This is a genomic window from Lutibacter sp. (assembly GCF_016342705.1).
GTDB lineage: Bacteria > Bacteroidota > Bacteroidia > Flavobacteriales > Flavobacteriaceae > Lutibacter.
Genome location: NZ_JAEINV010000008.1, coordinates 73,908 through 94,401 on the forward strand (window position 1 = coordinate 73,908; position 20,494 = coordinate 94,401).

Consider the following 20,494-nt stretch of genomic DNA (forward strand, 5'->3'; position numbering starts at 1 on the left):
TATTATTTTACGAATGAAATAAAATAATTTAGATTGATAAAAAATAATCTGTTATTTTTGTGAGTCTTATGAAGCCAATAGAAATTATAAAACAACCAATTCTTGAAGAAATGGAGCTTTTTGAAAGTAAATTCAGAGAGTCTATGGTTTCAAACGTGCCTTTATTAAATAGAATTACACAGTACATAGTAAGAAGAAAAGGAAAACAAATGCGTCCAATGTTTGTTTTTTTGGTAGCTAAAATGGTTTCTAATGGAAATTTTGAAGAGCGTACTTACCGAGGAGCATCTATTATTGAATTAATTCATACGGCAACATTGGTACACGATGATGTGGTTGACGAAAGTAATAGAAGAAGAGGGTTTTTCTCAGTAAATGCACTTTGGAAAAATAAGATTGCGGTGCTTGTTGGCGATTTTTTATTATCGAAAGGTTTATTGTTATCTATTGATAATGATGATTTTGATATTTTAAAGCTGATTTCTGTGGCGGTTAGAGAAATGAGTGAAGGTGAATTACTTCAAATTGAAAAAGCAAGACGGTTAGATATTACTGAAGAAATTTACTTTGAAATTATTAGGCAAAAAACGGCTACATTAATTGCGGCTTGTTGTGGAATTGGCGCAGCATCTGTTGGAAGTTCAAAAGAAGAAATTGAGAAAATGCGATTGTTTGGCGAACTTATTGGCATTGCCTTTCAAATAAAAGATGATTTATTTGATTATACGGAAGATAAAATTGGAAAACCAACTGGGATAGATATTAAAGAACAAAAAATGACGTTGCCTTTAATTTACACATTAAACAATTGTAGTTCAGAAGAAAAAAAATGGCTCATTAACTCTGTAAAAAAACATAATAAAGATAAAAAGCGGGTAAAAGAGGTGATTGCTTTTGTAAAGGAAAAAGGAGGCATGCAATATACAGTTCAAAAAATGAAAGAATACCACTCTAAAGCCTTAGATATTTTAGAAACTTACCCAAACTCAGAGTATAAAGAGTCGCTTTTAACAATGGTTAATTATGTTATAGAACGAAAAATATAATTAGTTCAGTATTAAAAGTTCTTCTAAATGGGTTCTGGAATTAGATAATCTTGGCACTTTATGTTGCCCGCCTAATTTACCTTGTTGTTTTAACCAATCATAAAATAAACCCGTTCTTGCAATATTTATTTTTGGTATTTCTAATGTTAAGTTGTTATAGCGTTTGGCTTCATAATCTGAATTAGCGGATTTTAAAGCATTGTCTAAAAGTTCTGTAAAATAATTGATGTTTTCTGGTAGTTTTTTAAATTCAATCAACCATTCATGTCCGCCAGATTTTTTTCCATTCATAAAAATGGGTGCAACAGTATATTCCGAAACTTGTGCTTTTGTTTTTAAACATGCTTGTTTTAAAGCATTTTCTGCATTTTCAATAATCAATTCTTCGCCAAAAACATTTATAAAATGTTTGGTTCTGCCAGTAATTCTAATTCTATAAGGATCTAAACATGTAAATTTTACGGTATCGCCAATTAAGTAACGCCATAAACCACCATTAGTGGTAATTACCATAGCGTAATTAACTTTTAATTTTACTTCAGAAAGTGGGATAGCTTTAGAGTTTTCATCATTGAATTCATCCATTGGAATAAATTCATAAAAAATCCCATAATCTAACATTAGCAATAAATCTAATGAATGGTTAACATCTTGTATGGCGAAAAATCCTTCTGAAGCATTGTACGTTTCAAAATATTTAAACCCTTTTTTAGGAATAATTCTTTTAAACTGTTCTCTGTAAGGATTGAAATTTACACCACCGTGAAAATAGACTTCAAGGTTTGGCCAAACTTCTAAAATGTTATTTTTTCCTGTTTTTTCTAAAACTCGGTTTAATAAAACCAACATCCATGATGGAACACCAACCAAACTGGTAATATCTTCATTAATAGTTTCATCAACAATGGCAGCCATTTTTGTTTCCCATTCGCTCATTAAAGCGGTTTCTTGTTTTGGAGCACTACTAAAATCTGCCCAAAAGGGCAAATTTTCAATAATAATAGCCGATAAATCGCCAAAATAAGTGTTGTTGTCTTCATACACAGCGCTACTTCCTCCCAATCGTAATCCTTTTCCGGTAAACAGTTGTGCTTCAGGGTTGTTGTTTATATACAATCCCAACATATCTTTTCCTGCTTTAAAGTGGCAACCTTCTAGCGCTTCTTCACTTACAGGTATAAATTTACTTTTAGAATTTGTTGTTCCACTAGATTTAGCAAACCATTTAATAGGCGTTGGCCAAAAAACATTTTGTTCTCCTTTTCTAGTTCTGTCAATTAAATGCTCAATAGATTCATAGGTTTGAATAGGTACCTTTCTTGTAAATTCTTTATAGCTATTGATAGCGTCAAATTTATATTGAAGTCCAACTTCAGTATCCTTTGCTTTGTACAATAATTTAAACAATAATTCATTTTGAACATCAATTGGGTACTTTATAAATAACTCCATTTGATGTTTACGTTTTTTTAAAAACCATGAAATTATTGAATTTACAATTGGGAATGGCATGTTTTATTAAGTATCTTTAGCGAGTTAAATTTAAGAAAAATTTGCTATGCAATATCAAACTGTTTTAAAAAAAATGATGACAGAGTTAAATGAAGAGGTTCATTACTACTTAGAGGTAGAAAATGACTTTTTAAATTTAAATCAATTATTAAATAAACAAATTGAAATTAGTTTTGAAGGGTACGAGTGTTTGTGTTGTGGGTTAAATAAAAAAATATTTCGTCAAGGCTTTTGTTACGATTGTTTTTATTCGAGCGCGCAAGTGGGTGACTGGATTATGAAACCGGAATTAAGTACGGCACATTTAGATATTGAAGATCGTAATTTAGCTTATGAAAAAAGTGTGCAATTACAACCTCACGTGGTATATTTAGCGTTATCAAGTGATGTAAAAGTTGGTGTTACCAGAAAAACACAAATTCCAACCAGATGGATAGATCAAGGAGCTTCCAAAGCTATTGAAATTGTTGAAGTACCAAATAGATATTTAGCAGGGATTACTGAAGTTGCGTTAAAAAACCATGTTTCTGACAAAACGAGTTGGCAAAAAATGTTGAAAAATGATGTTTTAGAGGCTGATTTAATTGAAGAACGTGAAAAATTAAAAGCTTTTATTCCAGAAGAAGCGCAGCCTTATTTTTTAGCTAATAATGGAAAAGTGGTGGAAATTAACTATCCTGTTCTCCAATATCCAACGAAGATAAGTTCTCTAAACTTAGAGAAAACACCATTATTTTTAGGAAAATTAGTTGGTATAAAAGGGCAATATTTAATTTTTGATGATTTTACTGTTTTTAATGTGAGAAATAGTGAAGGTTATAAAGTGATTATTACCATCAATTAAGTATCACTTTCGGGAATCTTCCCAAACCATCGTTTTTTTAATTTCGCCTTTAAAAGAGGGACAATTTCCATCTCCATTTCCGGTAAATCCGCCATCAGGAGCACAAACTAGTTCACATTTATTAGTATATAAATAGTTGTATTGGTCGCAACAATCAGAGGTTATATAAAAATACGTTTTTGCATCAACTTCCCATTTCCAAATTTTGGTGGGCGGATTTGTAACTTCAGTAGTTAATATTTCAGCTATTTTATTTTTTATGCACACTGGAATTTCTTCCGATGTTTCATCCGTTGGGCATCCAGTTAGAACTGTTATTAAAAAAAACGAAGCTAAAGTGAATTTTAAATATCGTATCATATATCGTTAAATATCAGTCAAATATAAATATTTTACAAAACAAAAGTTGTGTATAACAGTTTGTTATTCAATTAATTTTATTTCTTCACCCATTTTTAAATGAAAGCGAGTTTTAAATAAATAAACGATAAAATATAAAACGGGTGTGTCTAAAATTGCAATGATAATTTTAAATAAAAAGCCACTAATTAGCAAAGTGCTAAATAAATTCCATGGGAGTACTTCAAACAAACAAAGGAGTGTAATAACTGTTAACGTATCAATAAATTGAGAAGAAAATGTTGAAAAATTATTTCGAATCCATAAATGCTTGCCATTTGTTTTTTGTTTCCAATAATGATAAATTTTAATATCAATAAATTGGGCAAACAAATATGCTAACATAGATGCCAATACAGCAATGGGTGACAAACCAAATACTTTTGAAAAAGTTTCATTATCAATAGGAGAATTACTAATAGCTGGGGCATAATTTGCTAATAGAATAATTGTCATTGAAAAAAGTGATGCAAAAATTCCAGCAATTACCACTTGATTGGCTCTTTTTTTACCATAAATTTCAGAAATAACATCGGTTATTAAAAATGTGATTGGATACGGTAAAATACCAACGGATAATTCAAAATTAAACCAACCAAAAGGATTCCAGTAAAAGAATTTTTGAAAAATAAGGTTAGAAGCTACTAAAGCAGCAATAAACATAGCTGCCAAAATTAAGAATATTGTAAAAGCTTCAGATCTTTGTTCAATTTTCATAAGGAGTGAATTTGTCCGAATATAGTAAATATTTCGTATTTTTGCATTTTTAAATAAATATTGAAAATAGAACAAATGAAAGCATATATTTTTCCAGGACAAGGAGCACAATTTACAGGGATGGGTTTAGATTTATACAATAATTCTCCAATTGCACAAACTCTTTTTGAACAAGCAAATGAAATTTTAGGTTTTTCAATAACGGACGTTATGTTTGAAGGAACCGCTGAAGAATTAAAAGAAACGAAAGTAACCCAACCAGCAATTTTTTTACATTCAGTAATTTTAGCTAAAACCTTAGGAGATAGTTTTAAACCAGAAATGGTTGCCGGACATTCTTTAGGAGAACTTTCTGCTTTAGTAGCTAATGGGGTTTTAACTTTTGAAGATGGATTGAAATTGGTTTCAAAAAGAGCTTTAGCCATGCAAAAAGCGTGTGAAATGCAACAATCTACAATGGCAGCAGTTTTAAATTTAGACGATGCTATTGTTGAAGAGGTTTGTGAAAGTACAGCAGGAGTTGTTGTCGCTGCAAATTATAATTGTCCAGGTCAATTAGTTATTTCAGGTGAAATAGATGCTATTGATAAAGCTTGTGCTACATTATTGGAAAGAGGCGCAAAACGCGCATTAAAATTACCTGTTGGTGGAGCGTTCCATTCGCCTTTAATGGAACCTGCACGAGAAGAATTAGCTGCAGCAATTGAAGCAACAACTTTTAGCGCACCAACGTGTCCTATTTATCAAAATGTGGTTGCAAAAGCCGTGACAGACCCAAATGAAATTAAAGTAAATTTAATTGCACAATTAACTGCGCCAGTGCGTTGGACACAATCTGTTCAAGCCATGATTGCAGATGGCGCTTCAGAATTCATTGAAGTAGGACCGGGGAAGGTTTTACAAGGTTTAGTAAAGAAAATAAATAGAGATGCTGTTGCGGGATCAGCAGTGTTGTTATAATACCAAAAAATAAAAAAACCTTTGTGAACTCACAAAGGTTTTTTTTATTTTTAAATTGATTTTACTTAAAAGTCTCCTGCCATTTCCAAGCAGAAAGTAGGGCTTCATCTAATGATAATTCTGTTTTCCAACCTAATTCCGTATTTGCAAAATTGGTATCTGCATAGGCAGCGGTAACGTCACCAGATCGTTTATCAACTAATTTATAATTCACTTTTTTTCCAGTTACTTTTTCAAATGAATTGATAACTTCTAAAACGGAATTTCCTTTTCCAGTTCCTAAGTTAAAAACTTCATATTGAGATTTGTTTTTATTTTCAATTAAACGTTTTAAAGCAACAATATGTGCTTTTGCAACATCTACCACATGAATATAATCACGAACGGCCGTTCCGTCTGGGGTATCATAATCACTTCCAAAAACAGATAATTCTTTTCTAATTCCAGCTGCAGTTTGCACAACATAAGGAATTAGATTTTGAGGAACACCAATAGGTAATTCTCCAATTATTGCTGATGGATGTGCGCCAATTGGGTTGAAATAACGCAATGCAATGGCTTTTAAATCAGAAATTTTAGAGATGTCCTTAATAATTTCTTCGCCAATTTGCTTGGTATTTCCGTACGGAGATTCTGCTGGTTTAATGGGTGCATTCTCAGTAATTGGTAATTCATCAGCTTGCCCATATACTGTACACGATGAGCTGAAAATAAAATTATTTAAATTGTTTGCTTTCATTTCTTGTAAAATGTACACCAAAGAACCAATATTGTTTTCATAATATTCTAATGGTATTTGTACGCTTTCACCAACAGCTTTAAAAGCCGCAAAATGAATTACTCCATCAACTTTATGGTGTTCAAAAAATATTTTTACAGCAAGTTTATCTTTTAAATCAATATTATGATATTCAGGTTTAATGCCAGTAATTGAGGTGATTTTATCTAAAACATCAATACTTGAGTTTGATAAATTATCAATTATAATGACTTCAAATCCTTCGTTTTGTAATTCAACAACAGTGTGTGAGCCAATAAAACCAAGTCCACCAGTTACTAAAATTTTCATAATATTTGTTTTTATTTATTAATAAATTCAATCACTTTTGAAGTAATAAAAGTAATTTGCTCATCATCTAATTCAGTATGCATAGGTAATGAAATCACTTCTTTTACTAATTGATTAGTTACAGGGAAATCGGCCTCGTTATAGCGTGTATCTGTATAAGCTTTTTGACTGTGCAATGGTATTGGATAATACACACCACAAGGAATACCATTTTCATTTAAAAATGCCGCTAACTGATCTCTATCAACGTTCAATACTTTTAAAGTGTATTGATGAAATACGTGGCAATCACAATTATCACAAATAACTGGAGTAATAATATTTTTTTCATTAGCAAAAGCAGCATTGTATTTTTTAGCAGCTTCTTGTCTTGCTTTATTATATGAATCTAAATGCACTAGTTTAGTGCTTAATACAGCGGCTTGAATACTGTCTAACCTTGAGTTAACACCAACAACATCATGATGATAACGCACATACATTCCGTGGTTTACGATACCTCTAATTTTATGAGCTAAAGCATCATCATTCGTAAAAATTGCACCTCCATCACCATAGCAACCTAAATTTTTTGAAGGAAAGAAAGATGTTGAAGCAGCGTGCCCAATAGTTCCTGCTTTCTTTTTAGAGCCATCTTTGTAGGTGTAACTAGCTCCAATTGCTTGCGCATTGTCTTCAATAACAAATAAGTTATGTTCTGCAGCAATTTCCATAATAGCTTCCATATTGGCAGTTCTTCCAAATAAATGAACAGGAACAATAGCTTTGGTTTTAGGTGTAATAGCCTTTTTAATTGCTTCAATAGAAATATTAAAATCTATTGGATCAACATCTACTAAAACCGGAGTTAAATGCAATAAAGCAATAACTTCTACTGTAGCAGCAAATGTAAAATCAGCAGTGATTACTTCATCGCCAGGTTGCAAATCTAATCCCATCATTGCTATTTGAAGGGCATCAGTTCCATTTGCACAAGGAATAACGTGTTTTACACCTAAATAATTTTCTAATTCTTTTTGGAAATTGTGGACTTCCGGACCGTTTATAAATGTAGCTGACTTTAAAACTTCAGAAATTCGAGCATCAACTGTATCTTGGATTTTTGCATATTGACTTTGTAAGTCAACCATTTGAATTTTTTTCATGTGTAGATTATATGAATTCTAACTAACAAATTTACAATAAAACCAGCTAGATTCCAATCATAAACAGCGATAAATACTACAACGTTTTATTCAAATAAATCGGATGATAAATAGCGATCTCCTCGGTCGCAGATAATGGCTACTAACACTCCTGAGTGTATTGTTTTTGCTAGTTTTAAAGCTGCAGCAACAGCTCCGCCACTGCTCATTCCAGCAAAAATACCTTCTTCTTTTGCGAGTCTTTTGGTCATAATTCTCGCTTCTTCTTCACTTACTTCTAGTACTTGATCTACTTTTTTTGGATTGAAAATTTTCGGTAAAAACTCAGGTGACCATTTTCTAATTCCAGGAATTTTAGAATTATCTGTTGGCTGTGCCCCAATAATTTGAATGTTGCTGTTTTTCTCTTTTAAATAGGTTGAAGTGCCCATGATGGTACCTGTTGTTCCCATTGCAGAGATAAAATGGGTAATTTCACCGTTGGTATCTCTCCAAATTTCAGGACCTGTAGTTTTGTAATGTGCTTTCCAATTATCATTATTTGCAAATTGATTTAGCATGAAATATCCTTTTTCTTTTACTTGGTTTTCAGCGTATTCGCGTGAACCTTCTATACCAACTGCAGAAGGTGTTAAGGTTACTTTTGCACCATAAGCTTCCATAGTTTGAATCCGTTCTTTTGTGGAATTTTCAGGCATTACCAATTCTATATGAATCTCAAATTGTTGCGCAATCATAGCTAAAGCAATTCCTGTATTTCCACTAGTAGCTTCAATTAAATAATCTCCTTTTTTTATGTCTTTTCTTTCTATTGCTGAAGATATCATATTGAAAGCAGCTCTATCTTTTACACTTCCTCCCGGATTATTTCCTTCTAATTTAAGATATAATGACACACCTTCTTTTACTAAAATATGTTGTGCTTTTACCAAGGGTGTATTCCCAATAAAATCAAATAAACTACGATTTTGCATGGTTATATTTTTGTTTTTAATTTTATTTCTGCTTTATGATATACTAATGAATTTTTAGGAATGGATTCTGTAATCCAAACGTTCCCTCCAATAATTGTATTTTCTCCAATAATTGTATTTCCCCCTAAAATGGTTGCGTTGGCATAAATGGTAACATTGTCTTCAACAGTTGGGTGACGCTTGGTGTTTTTAAGGCTTTTTTCCACTTGTAAAGCTCCTAAAGTAACACCTTGATAAATTTTCACATGGTTTTTAATTAGGCAAGTTTCACCTATTACAGTACCCGTTGCGTGATCAATAAAAAAGGAATTTCCAATGGTTGCTCCTGGGTGGATATCTGTACCGGTTTTGCTGTGTGCAAACTCACTCATTAACCTTGGGATAACTGGTGTGTTTAATTTAAAAAGCTCATGACTAAAACGATAAATAGCAATGGCATAAAAACCTGGATAGGCCAAATATACTTCTTCAATATTATTAGAAGCTGGATCGTTATCTACCAATTCTTGCGCATCTAAATTTAAATTTTCTAAAATTTCAGGTAGTTTTAATAAAAATTTCCCCCAAATCTCTGTACATCTACCATCTTTTAGAATGCAGGCTAAATTGTAAATTTCTTTAAAATCTAGTTCTAATTGCTCAATATTTTTTGCAACACACGCATTGGCATCAAACAACGTATAAAATAAATTAGTTGTAAATATTTCAGTTTTATCTTTTAGGCTGAAATCTAAATGAGGCCTGTTTTTATTGGCTATAATTTTTTGAATAATTGTTTCTTTCGTCATAATAATCAATTTCTAATAAAGTTTAAGCTACCATTTTTTATACACTTCTTCAAATGGAATTCTGAAACGTTCTCCATAAACGCCTTCAGGTTTTCTAATTCCACATGAAATAACCATATTGATTTCAGCACTTAATGGCAAATTTAATATTTTTTTAATGCGAAGTGTATCGGCACCTTCCATTGGACAGGTATCATATCCTTCAGCCGCCATACTTAACATAAAAGTTTGTGCTGCTAAACCAGCGCTTTTGTGCGCTACAATACGCATATCGGATTTTCTGAGTTGTCTGTAGCTTGGTTTAAAAATACCTGTGAACCAAGAAATTAAATATTTTAAAAGTCCAAAAACCCCCAAAAAGTCTGCATATACAAAAGGAATTAGTTTACTGTAATAATTAATGGCAAATTTTTCACGCTTTGTATAGGTTGCAACATCTTTTTCTCCAAAACTACTTTTTAAATGTGCTAGATTTGCTTGGGCTCTTTTTTTCCATAAATCTTTCCTCACCACAATAACCACCATTTCTTTGGCAGTTTTTGCAGCACTTTGATCTAAACAAGCAGTTGTTAATTGTTCTAGAATATCTTCTGAATTGATATGATGGAACTCCCATAATTGCATGTTACTGCTATTTGGTGCTAAGGTAGCTTGTTGAAGGCAGCTTTTAACTATCTCAGTGTCAATATTCTGCATTTCATTGTAAACTCTTACAGAACGTCTAAAGTTAAGGGCGTTTAAAAAACTTGTTTGTGTTTTCATAGGGGTAAAACTACAAAAAAAATACACCCAAAAACATAAGGTATCTTGGGTGTATTTTAAATTAGTGTTAAATTTTATATAATAGTTGATTGGCCTAAATCTATATTGTTTTTATTGTAAAATGTATTTTCATCATCTAAAATAAAGTCACTTAAAAAACTTCCAACATTAGTGGTTGAAAAATGGTTTGTTGAATTTAAATCGGGTGTTGAAATGTTTAATTCAATAGATTTTTGAACGGCAATTCTAATATCTTCGGCTTCATCATGCAGTGAAAAATGATCTAATAACATAGCCGCTGATAATACAGATGCCAGCGGATTTGCAATGTTTTTTCCTTTTGCTTCTGGGTAAGATCCGTGTATAGGTTCAAATAAAGCTGTTTTTTCACCTATGGAAGCAGATGCTAATAGGCCAATAGAGCCAGCAATTACACTAGCTTCATCAGATAAAATATCCCCAAATAAATTTTCTGTTAATATAACATCAAATTGTGTTGGCTTTAAAATTAGTTGCATAGCAGCAGTATCAACAAATAAAAATTCTAATTTGATATCAGGATATTGTTGTGCAATTTCTGTAACTCTTTTTCTCCATAATCGAGAGGTTTCTAAAACATTCGCTTTATCTACCAATGTTAATTTTTTCCGTCTAACTTGTGCGGCATTAAATGCTAAATGAGCAATTCTGTCAATTTCTTCACTAGTATAGGTACAACTATCTGATGCCGTTTTGCCATCTTCGCTAATCTTGTGCTCTCCAAAATAAATACCACTAGTTAATTCTCTATAAATTACAAAGTCAGTTCCTTTAATAACATCCTTTTTTAAGTTAGATTTATGAATTAAGGCTGGATAGGTTGTTAATGGACGAATATTAGCGAATAACCCCAAACTTTTTCTTAATTTAAGTAAGCCTTGCTCTGGTCTTATGGTAGCTTCCGGATTATTGTCATATTTTGGATCGCCAATTGCACCAAACAAAACAGCATCTGATTTTTTGCATATTTGTAAGGTATCTTCAGGTAAAGGGTTTCCTGTTTTTTCAATAGCAATTGCGCCTACATGAGCTTTTTCAAAAATAAAAGTGTGCCCATATTTTTCAGCAATAGCATCTAATACTTTTACGGCTTGTTGGGTAACTTCCGGACCAATTCCATCACCGGGAAGCAAAGCGATTCTTAATTCCATTCTATAAATTTTAAATAAAAGGTAACGACAAATATACTACTAAACTACAAATATTTAGAGCTTATAAATTTAAAGTTAAGTACTTTTTTTTGAAGATGCAATTTTAAGTTTTAAACTATACCGTTTTTTTATAAAGGACTTGTATTGTTTTTTTGCATTTATTAAAATAGTTGCATTCAAAAAGTTTGAATGCAACTAGAAAGATATATTAAAAATAGCTTAAAAGAAGTAATATTTATACCGCTATTTTACTTTTAGAAATGTGGTTTAGTTCCATTAAATGATGAATGTCTTCATCGTTAACTTCTTTATGATGATCGGCAAATTTTAAAAATTGTGGGTAAATGTCATCTAATTGAATTTTAGTCAATTCATATCCAACATTTTTTGCTCTATAGGCTAAGGCAGCTCTTCCGCTTCGGGCAGTTAATACAATAGAAGATTCTGTAACTCCAACATCCGCTGGATCAATAATTTCGTAAGTTTCTCTGTTTTTAATAACACCATCTTGGTGAATTCCAGAACTGTGGGCAAACGCATTTTCACCAATAATTGCCTTGTTTGGTTGTACTACCATTCCCATACTTTGCTGCACTAATTGGCTTGTGCTATATAATAATTTGGTATTAATGTTGGTGTCTAAGTTTAAATAAGGATGTTGTTTTAAAATCATGACGACTTCCTCCAAAGCGGTGTTTCCGGCTCTTTCTCCAATACCGTTAATAGTACATTCTATTTGACGTGCACCATTTTGAACTCCTGCAATAGCATTGGCAGTTGCCAAACCTAAATCGTTATGGCAATGACAAGAAAGAATAACATTATCAATTCCTTTGACATTTTCTTTTAAAAATTTAATTTTTGCACCATATTCATCGGGTAAACAATAACCTGTAGTATCTGGGATGTTTAAAACCGTAGCGCCTGCTTTTATAACACGTTCTAGTACTCTAGCTAAATAAACATTATCTGTCCTACCAGCATCTTCAGCATAAAATTCAACATCTTCAACAAAAGTTTTGGCATAAGTAACAGCTTGTACCGCACGTTCTATAATTTTATCTTGTGTGGAGTTAAATTTGTATAAAATATGAGAATCAGAAGTTCCAATTCCTGTATGTATTCTGGGTCTTTTAGCGTATTTTAAAGCGTCAGCAGCAACTTGAATATCTTTTTCATTTGCTCTGGTAAGACCACAAACTGTTGCGTTTTTAACTAATTTAGAAATGGCTTCAACTGAAGTAAAATCTCCAGGGCTAGATATTGGAAAACCAGCTTCAATCACGTCAACTCCTAGGGTATCTAATCTTTCTGCAATTACCAATTTTTGTTGTGTATTTAACTTGCAACCTGGCACTTGCTCACCATCTCTTAAGGTTGTGTCAAAAATTTGGACTTTATTTTTACTCATTTCTGATTTTTTTTTATCACATTTGATGTACCAAAAATAGCGGGAAAGGATTATTGATTTTACCACTTATTTTTATTGTTTACTATATTCAAATGAATAAAAAATTTTGTAAATTACTGAAAATCAACATTAAAAAAATAATTTAGATACAATGGCTATTGACCAAAAAGATGCACTTTTTACGTTAGTAAAATCGCTTTCTAAATCAGAAAAGAGACAATTTAAGTTGTATGTAGGTAGATTAGGAGGAAATGCCGATGCAAATTTTATGGCGTTGTTTAATTTATTAGACAAAGTTGTATCTTATGATGATGAGCTGATTTTAAAAAAAACGAACATAAAAAAACAGCAAATTTCAAATACAAAAGCACATTTATATAAGCAAATATTAGTGAGTTTGCGTTTTAACCCAGTACATCATAATGTAAGGGCGCAAATTAGAGAACAGTTTGATTTTTCGGCCATTTTGTATAATAAAGGGTTGTACAAACAAAGTTTGAAAATTTTAGATAAAGCAAAAGAATTAGCTTTAGTAAATGAAGAAAATAATTTAGCGTATGAAATTGTAGAGTTTGAAAAAGTAATTGAGTCGCAATATATTACCAGAAGTTTGAGTAATAGGGCCGATGAGCTTTCTGAGCAGGCCAAAAAATTGAGTTTAATAAATGTTCGCACTAGTAAGCTTTCCAACTTATCATTACAATTGTATAGTTTATTGTTAAAAGAAGGGTATGCAAAAGACAATGCTGATATAAAAAAGGTAAATACTTATTTTCAAAAACGTTTGCCAAAATATGAAATTTCAGAATTAGGCTTTAAGGAGAAACTTTTTTTATACAAGGCATATTTGTGGCATAGTTTAATTATGCAAGATTTTTTATCAAGCTATAAATACTCACAAAAATGGGTAGATTTATTTGATGAAAACCCGGAAATGAAAATTCAAAATCCTGTGTTTTATTTAAAAGGTGCAAATTATTTATTAGAATCGTTATTTTTAAGCAAGCATATAACAAAGTTTAATAGTGTTTTAAAAACCTTAAGTAACGATATTAAAAATGAAAAAGTTGCGATTAATGAAAATACCAAAACGCTTATATTTTTATATTTTAACCAAAATAAATTAAATCTTCATTTTCTAGAAGGAAAATTTACACAAGGTCTTCCATTTGTAGTTAAATTACTTGCCAAACTAGAAGCATATGAAAATCAAATAGATGAACATCATATTATGGTATTTTATTATAAAATAGCTTGTATGTATTTTGGAGCTGGTAAAAATGAAGATTGCATTTTTTATCTTGAAAAGATTATAAATAATAAAGATTTAAAAATGCGTGAAGACTTATTATGTTATGCACGTGTTTTAAATTTAGTAACGCATTACGAAGCTGGAATTGACTATAATATTGAAAAGCTGATAGTTTCAACCTATAAGTTTTTATTAAAAATGAATGATTTGCACCAAGTACAACGCAAAATGATCGCATTTTTGAAGAATTTAAGCAATATTTATCCACAAGATTTAAAAAAGGAATTTAAAAATCTGCATGGGGAATTATTAATATTTGAAAACCATCCATATGAAAAAAGATCCTTTTTATATTTAGACATTCTGTCGTGGCTTGAAAGTAAAATTCAAAATGAAACCGTGGAATCTATCATTCAGAAAAAGGCACAAAAATTATTAAAATAAAAATGAAAATTTTGTATTTTTTTTCAATTAAAATTCACATATTTGTCAATATATAATGAAAAATTCAATTATAAATATACTATTTAATCAAGTCGTTGTAATTAGTTACAGTTAGCGGCTGGATTGTATTATATTTTAAATAATTAAAACCTTCCTAATTTTTTAGAAAGGTTTTTTTATAAATATCAAATGAAAATAATAATTAGAAATATCGTCATTTTAAAAGGTGTTAGTATTCGTTTACTAATAAGTTGATGTGTTTTTAATTGGAATAAAATTTAAAGCCTGTATCAACTAAAAATTGTTACAGGTTTTTTTATTCAATTATCATTGTAAAAAAATATTGCGTAACTATCAGAAAAACAGTTGAATATATGGAATAAACAGAAAGTGAATATTGTAATAAAAGCAATAAAAAAATGTAAAAAACAAATACCTAATTTAAATTTGTAGCTTGTTGTAAAATAAGTAGTGAAAAATAAATTATTTTAAATATAATTCAATAGAATTAAAAAAAGAATAAAATAAATGCAATTAAATAAGCACAGTAAAAGGGTAACTCAAGACCCAACTCAACCAGCAGCACAAGCAATGTTATACGCTGTTGGTTTAACCGATGAGGATATGAAAAAACCTCAGGTAGCAATTGCAAGTACCGGATATGATGGAAATCCTTGTAATATGCATTTGAATGGAATCGCTTCAAAAATAAAAACAGAGGTCAATAAATTCAACCAAGTTGGTTTAATATTTAATACAATTGGTGTAAGTGACGGTATTTCAATGGGAACCTTAGGTATGAATTATTCATTACCTTCTCGTGATGTCATTGCCGATTCTATTGAAATAGTAATGAATGCTCAAAGTTATGATGCATTGGTTACGGTTGTGGGTTGTGATAAAAATATGCCAGGAGCTATTATGGCTATGTTGCGTTTAAATCGTCCATCATTAATGGTATATGGTGGTACTATTGCGTCAGGAAATTATAAAGGAAAAAAATTAAATATAGTTTCGGCTTTTGAGGCCTTAGGTCAAAAAATAGCCGGTGATATTACAGAGGAAGAATACAGAGAAATTATTAAAAATGCTATTCCGGGAGCAGGTGCTTGTGGAGGTATGTATACGGCAAATACAATGGCTTCTTCAATAGAAGCTTTGGGTTTTGCATTACCTTATAATTCATCAATTCCAGCTGAAAATCCTCATAAAGAAAATGAAAGTGAGCGCATTGCTGCAGCTATTAAAAATTTATTAGAGTTAGATTTAAAGCCTTTAGATATTATTACTAAAAAATCGCTAGAAAATGCGGTGGCTTTGGTAAATGCTTTAGGTGGTTCAACAAATGCAGTTTTACATTATTTAGCAATTGCACATGCTGCAGGGATTGAATTTACTTTAGAAGATTTTCAACGTGTAAGTGATAGAACACCTTTAATTGCAGATTTAAAACCGAGTGGTGAATACTTAATGGAAGACGTTCACGGTGTTGGTGGTACGCCAGCAGTTATGAAATATTTGTTAGAACAAGGGTTTTTGCACGGAGATTGCATGACCGTTACGGGAAAAACATTAGCTGAAAATTTAGCCAATGTAAAAGCATTGTCTTTTGAAGACGATCAAAAAGTAATTCATACCACTGAAAAAGCGTTAAAATCTTCTGGAAATCTTCAAATTTTATATGGAAACTTGGCAACAGGAGGTTCAGTAGCAAAAATTAGTGGAAATGAAGGTAATTTATTCGAAGGAAAAGCGGTTGTTTTCAATAGTGAGCAAGAAGCCAATGATGGAATTGGAGCTGGAAAAGTTTCAAGAGGTGATGTTGTAGTGATTCGTTATGTAGGTCCAAAAGGAGGTCCGGGAATGCCAGAAATGTTAAAACCAACGTCTATGATAATGGGGGCTGGTTTAGGAAAATCGGTTGCCTTAATTACTGATGGACGTTTTTCAGGTGGAACGCACGGATTTGTAGTTGGGCATATTACACCAGAAGCACAAAGTGGCGGTGGAATTGCATTAGTTAAAGATGGAGATACTATTGTAATTGATGCTGTGAATAAGAAAATTAATGTAAAGTTATCTGATGCTGAATTAGCTGAAAGAAAGGCGAAATGGGTAGAACCTGCTTTAAAACATACAAAAGGAATACTATACAAATATGCTAAAACCGTTTCTTCTGCTTCAGAAGGTTGTGTAACGGATAAATTTTAATTTTATGGAGACATTAAAAAAAGAAAAGCACGAAGCAACCTCTTCAGAAACTGTTAAAATATCAGGAGCCGAAGCAGTTATTAAATGTTTATTGGCTGAAGGAGTGGATTTGGCTTACGGATACCCTGGTGGTGCAATTATGCCTGTGTATGATGAGATTTATAAATATCAAGATCAATTTCATCATGTGTTAACACGTCATGAACAAGGTGCCATACATGCGGCGCAAGGTTTTGCACGTGTAACAGGAAAAGTGGGGATGGTTTTTGCTACTTCAGGTCCGGGAGCAACTAATTTAGTAACGGGAATTGCAGATGCACAAATAGATTCTACACCATTAGTTTGTATTACTGGTCAGGTTGGTTCACACTTATTAGGTTCTGATGCATTTCAGGAAACAGATATAATTGGTATTTCAACACCAGTAACCAAATGGAATTATCAAATCACCAAAGCTTCAGAAATTCCTGAAGTAATTGCCAAAGCGTTTTATATTGCAAAATCAGGTCGTCCAGGTCCGGTTTTAATTGATATCACCAAAGATGCGCAATTTGGAGAATTAGATTTCTCCTATAAAAAATGTGAGAAAGTTAGAAGTTATAAAGCCCTTCCAAAATTAAATATTGAAAAGCTTCAAGAAGCTGCCAATTTAATTAATAATGCAAAAAAACCATTTATAGTTTGGGGACAAGGTGTTATTCTTGGTAGAGCTGAGCAAGAGTTTAAAAAATTTATTGAAAAAACAAATATTCCTTCAGCTTGTACAGGGTTAGGATTGTCTGCATTAGAAACGTCACATCCATTACATGTAGGTATGGTTGGTATGCACGGAAATTATGCACCAAATGTATTAACCAACTCTTGTGATGTTTTAATTGCTATTGGAATGCGTTTTGATGATCGTGTGACTGGAAATTTAGCAACGTATGCAAAACAAGCCAAAGTAATTCATTTTGAAATTGATCCAGCGGAAGTTGATAAAAATGTAAAAACGGATGTTGCAGTAATTGCTGATGTGAAAGAAACCTTAGTTGAAATCATGCAATATGTAAATGAAGCAGACCATAAAGAATGGATGCAAGAATTTGATAAATTATATCAAATTGAAAAAGATGCGGTAATTAACTATCAGTTAAATCCTACAAAAGAAGGATTAACAATGGGTGAAGTTTTAGGAAGTATAAACAAAGAAACCAACGGTGATGCTGTTATAGTTTCAGATGTTGGCCAGCACCAAATGTTTGCTTGGCGTTATGCTAATTTTAATAAAACAAGAAGTAATGTAACTTCAGGAGGTTTAGGAACTATGGGTTTTGCATTGCCAGCTGCTATTGGAGCTAAAATGGGAGCGCCTGAAAGAGAAGTTGTTGCTATTATAGGTGATGGAGGTTATCAAATGACATGTAATGAACTAGGAACTATTCTTCAAACAAAAGCTGCAGTAAAGATTGTGGTTTTAAATAATAGTTATTTGGGAATGGTACGTCAATGGCAAGAGTTATTTTTTGATAAGCGTTATGCTTCCACAGAGATGGTAAGTCCAAATTTCGTGAAACTAGCAGAAGCTTATGATATTAAGGCTGTTAAGGTTTCAAAACGCGAAGATTTAGCGGGTGCAATTAAAACAATGATAGCTTCAAAAGATGCTTTTTTCTTGGAAGTAGTAATTGAGCAAGAAGACAATGTATTTCCAATGATTCCAACAGGAGCAAGTGTTTCAGATATAAGATTAAGTTAAGATGGAAGAAATTAAAAATTTTACATTTTCAGTATATACTGAAAACAACGTAGGAATATTAAATCGCCTTTCGGCAATATTTTTAAAACGTCATATTAATATAGAAAGTATGACTGTTTCAAAATCGGAAATTGATAACGTACATCGTTTTACTTTTGTAGTAAATATTTCAGAAATTCAAGCTAGAAAAGTGGTTGGGCAATTAGAAAAGCAAATAGAAGTTATAGGTGCTTTTTATCATACGGAAGATGAAATAATTTACAATGAAACAGCATTGTTTAAAATTTCTTCCGAGCATTTATATGATGAAGAAATTCAAGAAAAAATGAAGTTTAGAAGAGCGCATATTATTGCAATAACAGAGCGTTATTTTGTAATTGAAGCATCTGGATTAAAAGATGATATTGATAATATGTACGAAAAATTAAAGCCGTATGGTTTGTTGCAATTTGTGCGTTCAGGGCGCATTGCAATTACAAAGCCTAAAATGGCAATATCAGAATTATTAAAAGAATTTAACTAAAAAGAATAAAGAATAAAAAAATGGCAAATTATTTTAACACACTTCCATTACGTTTACAATTAGAGCAATTGGGTCAATGCGAATTTATGGATAGATCTGAATTTAATGATGGAGTAGCAGCATTAAAAGGAAAGAAAATTGTAATTATTGGTTGTGGAGCTCAAGGGTTAAACCAAGGTTTAAATATGAGAGACTCTGGGTTAGATGTTTCTTATACTTTAAGAGCTGAAGCTATTGCTCAAAAAAGACAATCGTTTTTAAACGCTTCTGAAAACAATTTTAAAGTTGGAACCTATGAAGAAATGATTCCAACAGCAGATTTGTTAATTAATTTAACTCCAGATAAACAGCATACTGCTGTTGTAACTGCAGTTATGCCTTTAATGAAAAAAGGATCAACACTTTCTTATTCTCACGGATTCAATATTGTTGAAGAAGGAATGCAAGTTAGAAAAGATATTACTGTAATTATGGTAGCGCCAAAGTCGCCAGGCTCTGAGGTAAGAGAAGAATTTAAAAGAGGATTTGGTGTGCCAACATTAATTGCTGTGCATCCAGAAAATGATCCTGAAGAAAAAGGATGGGATTATGCAAAAGCATATGCGGTTGGAACAGGAGGTCATACTGCAGGAGTGTTACGATCTTCATTTGTTGCTGAGGTAAAATCAGATTTAATGGGTGAGCAAACAATTCTTTGTGGATTGTTACAAACAGGATCTATTTTATGTTTCGATAAAATGGTTGCTGAAGGTGTAGATGCTGGTTATGCTTCAAAATTAATTCAGTACGGATGGGAAACAGTAACAGAAGCCTTAAAATATGGTGGAATTACCAATATGATGGATCGTTTATCAAATCCAGCAAAAATTGCAGCTTTTAAAGTTTCAGAAGAATTAAAAGATATTATGCGTCCGTTATTCCAAAAACATATGGATGATATTATTTCTGGTCATTTTTCTAAAACTATGATGGAAGATTGGGCAAATGATGATGTTAATTTATTAACTTGGAGAGCAGCAACAGGAGAAACTGCTTTTGAAAAAACACCAGCTGCTGATGTGAAAATTTCTGAACAAGAATATTTTGACAATGGCGTATTAATGGTGGCAATGGTAAAAGCAGGTGTTGAATTAGCTTTTGAAGCTATGACAGAATCTGGAATTATTGAAGAATCTGCATATTACGAGTCTTTACATGAAACGCCATTAATTGCAAACACCATTGCACGTAAAAAATTATTTGAAATGAACCGCGTAATTTCTGATACTGCAGAATATGGTTGTTATTTATTTGACCACGCTTGTAAACCATTAATTGCTGATTATGTTAAAAATGCACCAAGTAATTTAATTGGAAAACCGTTTAATAATGGCGCAAATGGGGTTGATAATAAAGAATTAATTGAAGTAAACGCAGCAATTAGAAATCATCCGGTAGAAGATATTGGAGCGTATTTAAGAGAATCAATGACTGCAATGACTAAAATTGTATCATAAAAATAAAAACTTA

At 31.8% G+C, this 20,494-nt stretch carries 18 protein-coding genes; 8 read left to right on the top strand and 10 right to left on the bottom strand.

The genetic code is table 11. The features are described 5' to 3' along the window. Window positions 1-68: 68 nt before the first annotated feature. Complete coding sequence (locus JEY78_RS09285; protein ID WP_291849984.1) at window positions 69-1,046, top strand: polyprenyl synthetase family protein; 978 nt, start codon at window positions 69-71, stop codon at window positions 1,044-1,046. Here JEY78_RS09285 and JEY78_RS09290 read toward each other — a convergent pair whose 3' ends face one another. After that, a complete protein-coding gene (locus JEY78_RS09290) occupies window positions 1,047-2,558 on the bottom strand; it encodes a GH3 auxin-responsive promoter family protein (RefSeq protein WP_291849987.1) in 1,512 nt (503 codons plus the stop codon). It abuts the gene before it with no gap. A 46-nt stretch (window positions 2,559-2,604) separates the two neighbouring features. On the opposite strand from JEY78_RS09290, the gene JEY78_RS09295 reads away from it, so the two are divergent. Further along, window positions 2,605-3,402 carry a DUF2797 domain-containing protein gene (locus tag JEY78_RS09295; RefSeq protein WP_291849989.1) on the top strand — a complete coding sequence of 266 codons (798 nt, stop codon included), beginning with the start codon at window positions 2,605-2,607 and terminating at the stop codon, window positions 3,400-3,402. 3 nt (window positions 3,403-3,405) lie between these two features. On the opposite strand, the gene JEY78_RS09300 is transcribed toward JEY78_RS09295, so the two are convergent. Together JEY78_RS09300 and JEY78_RS09305 are read right to left on the bottom strand one after the other, a co-directional pair. After that, window positions 3,406-3,762, bottom strand: a complete 357-nt coding sequence (locus JEY78_RS09300; RefSeq protein ID WP_291849993.1) for a hypothetical protein — start codon at window positions 3,760-3,762, stop codon at window positions 3,406-3,408. 63 nt (window positions 3,763-3,825) lie between these two features. Beyond that, on the bottom strand, window positions 3,826-4,518 hold the full coding sequence (locus JEY78_RS09305; RefSeq protein ID WP_291849996.1) for a queuosine precursor transporter: 693 nt from the start codon (window positions 4,516-4,518) through the stop codon (window positions 3,826-3,828). Between the two features lie 75 nt (window positions 4,519-4,593). On the opposite strand from JEY78_RS09305, the gene fabD reads away from it, so the two are divergent. Then, window positions 4,594-5,478: an ACP S-malonyltransferase gene (gene fabD, locus JEY78_RS09310; protein WP_291849999.1), complete on the top strand. Its 885-nt coding sequence runs from the start codon at window positions 4,594-4,596 to the stop codon at window positions 5,476-5,478. 61 nt (window positions 5,479-5,539) lie between these two features. Here fabD and galE read toward each other — a convergent pair whose 3' ends face one another. The 7 genes from galE to JEY78_RS09345 form a co-directional block, all read right to left on the bottom strand. Continuing rightward, window positions 5,540-6,547, bottom strand: coding sequence for a UDP-glucose 4-epimerase GalE (galE, locus tag JEY78_RS09315; RefSeq protein WP_291850002.1), 1,008 nt, complete (start codon window positions 6,545-6,547; stop codon window positions 5,540-5,542). A gap of 11 nt (window positions 6,548-6,558) precedes the next feature. Continuing rightward, window positions 6,559-7,692, bottom strand: coding sequence for a DegT/DnrJ/EryC1/StrS aminotransferase family protein (locus tag JEY78_RS09320; RefSeq protein ID WP_291850005.1), 1,134 nt, complete (start codon window positions 7,690-7,692; stop codon window positions 6,559-6,561). 86 nt (window positions 7,693-7,778) lie between these two features. After that, window positions 7,779-8,666 carry a cysteine synthase CysM gene (gene cysM, locus JEY78_RS09325; protein WP_291850008.1) on the bottom strand — a complete coding sequence of 296 codons (888 nt, stop codon included), beginning with the start codon at window positions 8,664-8,666 and terminating at the stop codon, window positions 7,779-7,781. 2 nt (window positions 8,667-8,668) lie between these two features. Continuing rightward, entirely contained in the window at window positions 8,669-9,454 is a 786-nt protein-coding gene (locus tag JEY78_RS09330; RefSeq protein ID WP_291850012.1) for a serine acetyltransferase, read from the bottom strand. A gap of 27 nt (window positions 9,455-9,481) precedes the next feature. Further along, a complete protein-coding gene (locus JEY78_RS09335; protein ID WP_291850015.1) occupies window positions 9,482-10,216 on the bottom strand; it encodes a nitroreductase family protein in 735 nt (244 codons plus the stop codon). A 74-nt stretch (window positions 10,217-10,290) separates the two neighbouring features. Further along, the gene (leuB, locus tag JEY78_RS09340; RefSeq protein WP_291850018.1) at window positions 10,291-11,406 is read right to left on the bottom strand and encodes a 3-isopropylmalate dehydrogenase; all 1,116 of its coding nucleotides are present in this window, start codon (window positions 11,404-11,406) and stop codon (window positions 10,291-10,293) included. 235 nt (window positions 11,407-11,641) lie between these two features. After that, window positions 11,642-12,817 (bottom strand): 2-isopropylmalate synthase, encoded by a 1,176-nt coding sequence (locus JEY78_RS09345; protein WP_291850020.1) that lies wholly within the window; start codon window positions 12,815-12,817, stop codon window positions 11,642-11,644. A 151-nt stretch (window positions 12,818-12,968) separates the two neighbouring features. On the opposite strand from JEY78_RS09345, the gene JEY78_RS09350 reads away from it, so the two are divergent. The 5 genes from JEY78_RS09350 to ilvC all read left to right on the top strand — a co-directional run bounded on the left by JEY78_RS09350 (window position 12,969) and on the right by ilvC (window position 20,481). Further along, window positions 12,969-14,513 (top strand): hypothetical protein, encoded by a 1,545-nt coding sequence (locus JEY78_RS09350; RefSeq protein WP_291850023.1) that lies wholly within the window; start codon window positions 12,969-12,971, stop codon window positions 14,511-14,513. A gap of 528 nt (window positions 14,514-15,041) precedes the next feature. Continuing rightward, window positions 15,042-16,724, top strand: coding sequence for a dihydroxy-acid dehydratase (ilvD, locus tag JEY78_RS09355; protein ID WP_291850026.1), 1,683 nt, complete (start codon window positions 15,042-15,044; stop codon window positions 16,722-16,724). Between the two features lie 4 nt (window positions 16,725-16,728). Next, on the top strand, window positions 16,729-18,462 hold the full coding sequence (ilvB, locus tag JEY78_RS09360) for a biosynthetic-type acetolactate synthase large subunit (RefSeq protein WP_291850029.1): 1,734 nt from the start codon (window positions 16,729-16,731) through the stop codon (window positions 18,460-18,462). Between the two features lies 1 nt (window position 18,463). Next, a complete protein-coding gene (gene ilvN, locus JEY78_RS09365; RefSeq protein ID WP_291850032.1) occupies window positions 18,464-18,985 on the top strand; it encodes an acetolactate synthase small subunit in 522 nt (173 codons plus the stop codon). A 20-nt stretch (window positions 18,986-19,005) separates the two neighbouring features. After that, window positions 19,006-20,481 carry a ketol-acid reductoisomerase gene (gene ilvC, locus JEY78_RS09370; RefSeq protein WP_291850034.1) on the top strand — a complete coding sequence of 492 codons (1,476 nt, stop codon included), beginning with the start codon at window positions 19,006-19,008 and terminating at the stop codon, window positions 20,479-20,481. Window positions 20,482-20,494 lie beyond the last annotated feature (13 nt).

Excerpts from the sequence above, each read along its gene's own strand:
- JEY78_RS09305 (WP_291849996.1), bottom strand. The coding sequence starts at position 4,518 with ATGAAAATTGAACAAAGATCTGAAGCTTTTACAATATTCTTAATTTTG.
- ilvB (WP_291850029.1), top strand. The coding sequence starts at position 16,729 with ATGGAGACATTAAAAAAAGAAAAGCACGAAGCAACCTCTTCAGAAACT.
- JEY78_RS09300 (WP_291849993.1), bottom strand. The coding sequence starts at position 3,762 with ATGATACGATATTTAAAATTCACTTTAGCTTCGTTTTTTTTAATAACA.
- ilvN (WP_291850032.1), top strand. The coding sequence starts at position 18,464 with ATGGAAGAAATTAAAAATTTTACATTTTCAGTATATACTGAAAACAAC.
- JEY78_RS09295 (WP_291849989.1), top strand. The coding sequence starts at position 2,605 with ATGCAATATCAAACTGTTTTAAAAAAAATGATGACAGAGTTAAATGAA.
- cysM (WP_291850008.1), bottom strand. The coding sequence starts at position 8,666 with ATGCAAAATCGTAGTTTATTTGATTTTATTGGGAATACACCCTTGGTA.
- JEY78_RS09350 (WP_291850023.1), top strand. The coding sequence starts at position 12,969 with ATGGCTATTGACCAAAAAGATGCACTTTTTACGTTAGTAAAATCGCTT.
- JEY78_RS09335 (WP_291850015.1), bottom strand. The coding sequence starts at position 10,216 with ATGAAAACACAAACAAGTTTTTTAAACGCCCTTAACTTTAGACGTTCT.
- ilvD (WP_291850026.1), top strand. The coding sequence starts at position 15,042 with ATGCAATTAAATAAGCACAGTAAAAGGGTAACTCAAGACCCAACTCAA.
- ilvC (WP_291850034.1), top strand. The coding sequence starts at position 19,006 with ATGGCAAATTATTTTAACACACTTCCATTACGTTTACAATTAGAGCAA.
- fabD (WP_291849999.1), top strand. The coding sequence starts at position 4,594 with ATGAAAGCATATATTTTTCCAGGACAAGGAGCACAATTTACAGGGATG.
- galE (WP_291850002.1), bottom strand. The coding sequence starts at position 6,547 with ATGAAAATTTTAGTAACTGGTGGACTTGGTTTTATTGGCTCACACACT.
- JEY78_RS09290 (WP_291849987.1), bottom strand. The coding sequence starts at position 2,558 with ATGCCATTCCCAATTGTAAATTCAATAATTTCATGGTTTTTAAAAAAA.
- JEY78_RS09285 (WP_291849984.1), top strand. The coding sequence starts at position 69 with ATGAAGCCAATAGAAATTATAAAACAACCAATTCTTGAAGAAATGGAG.
- JEY78_RS09320 (WP_291850005.1), bottom strand. The coding sequence starts at position 7,692 with ATGAAAAAAATTCAAATGGTTGACTTACAAAGTCAATATGCAAAAATC.
- leuB (WP_291850018.1), bottom strand. The coding sequence starts at position 11,406 with ATGGAATTAAGAATCGCTTTGCTTCCCGGTGATGGAATTGGTCCGGAA.
- JEY78_RS09330 (WP_291850012.1), bottom strand. The coding sequence starts at position 9,454 with ATGACGAAAGAAACAATTATTCAAAAAATTATAGCCAATAAAAACAGG.
- JEY78_RS09345 (WP_291850020.1), bottom strand. The coding sequence starts at position 12,817 with ATGAGTAAAAATAAAGTCCAAATTTTTGACACAACCTTAAGAGATGGT.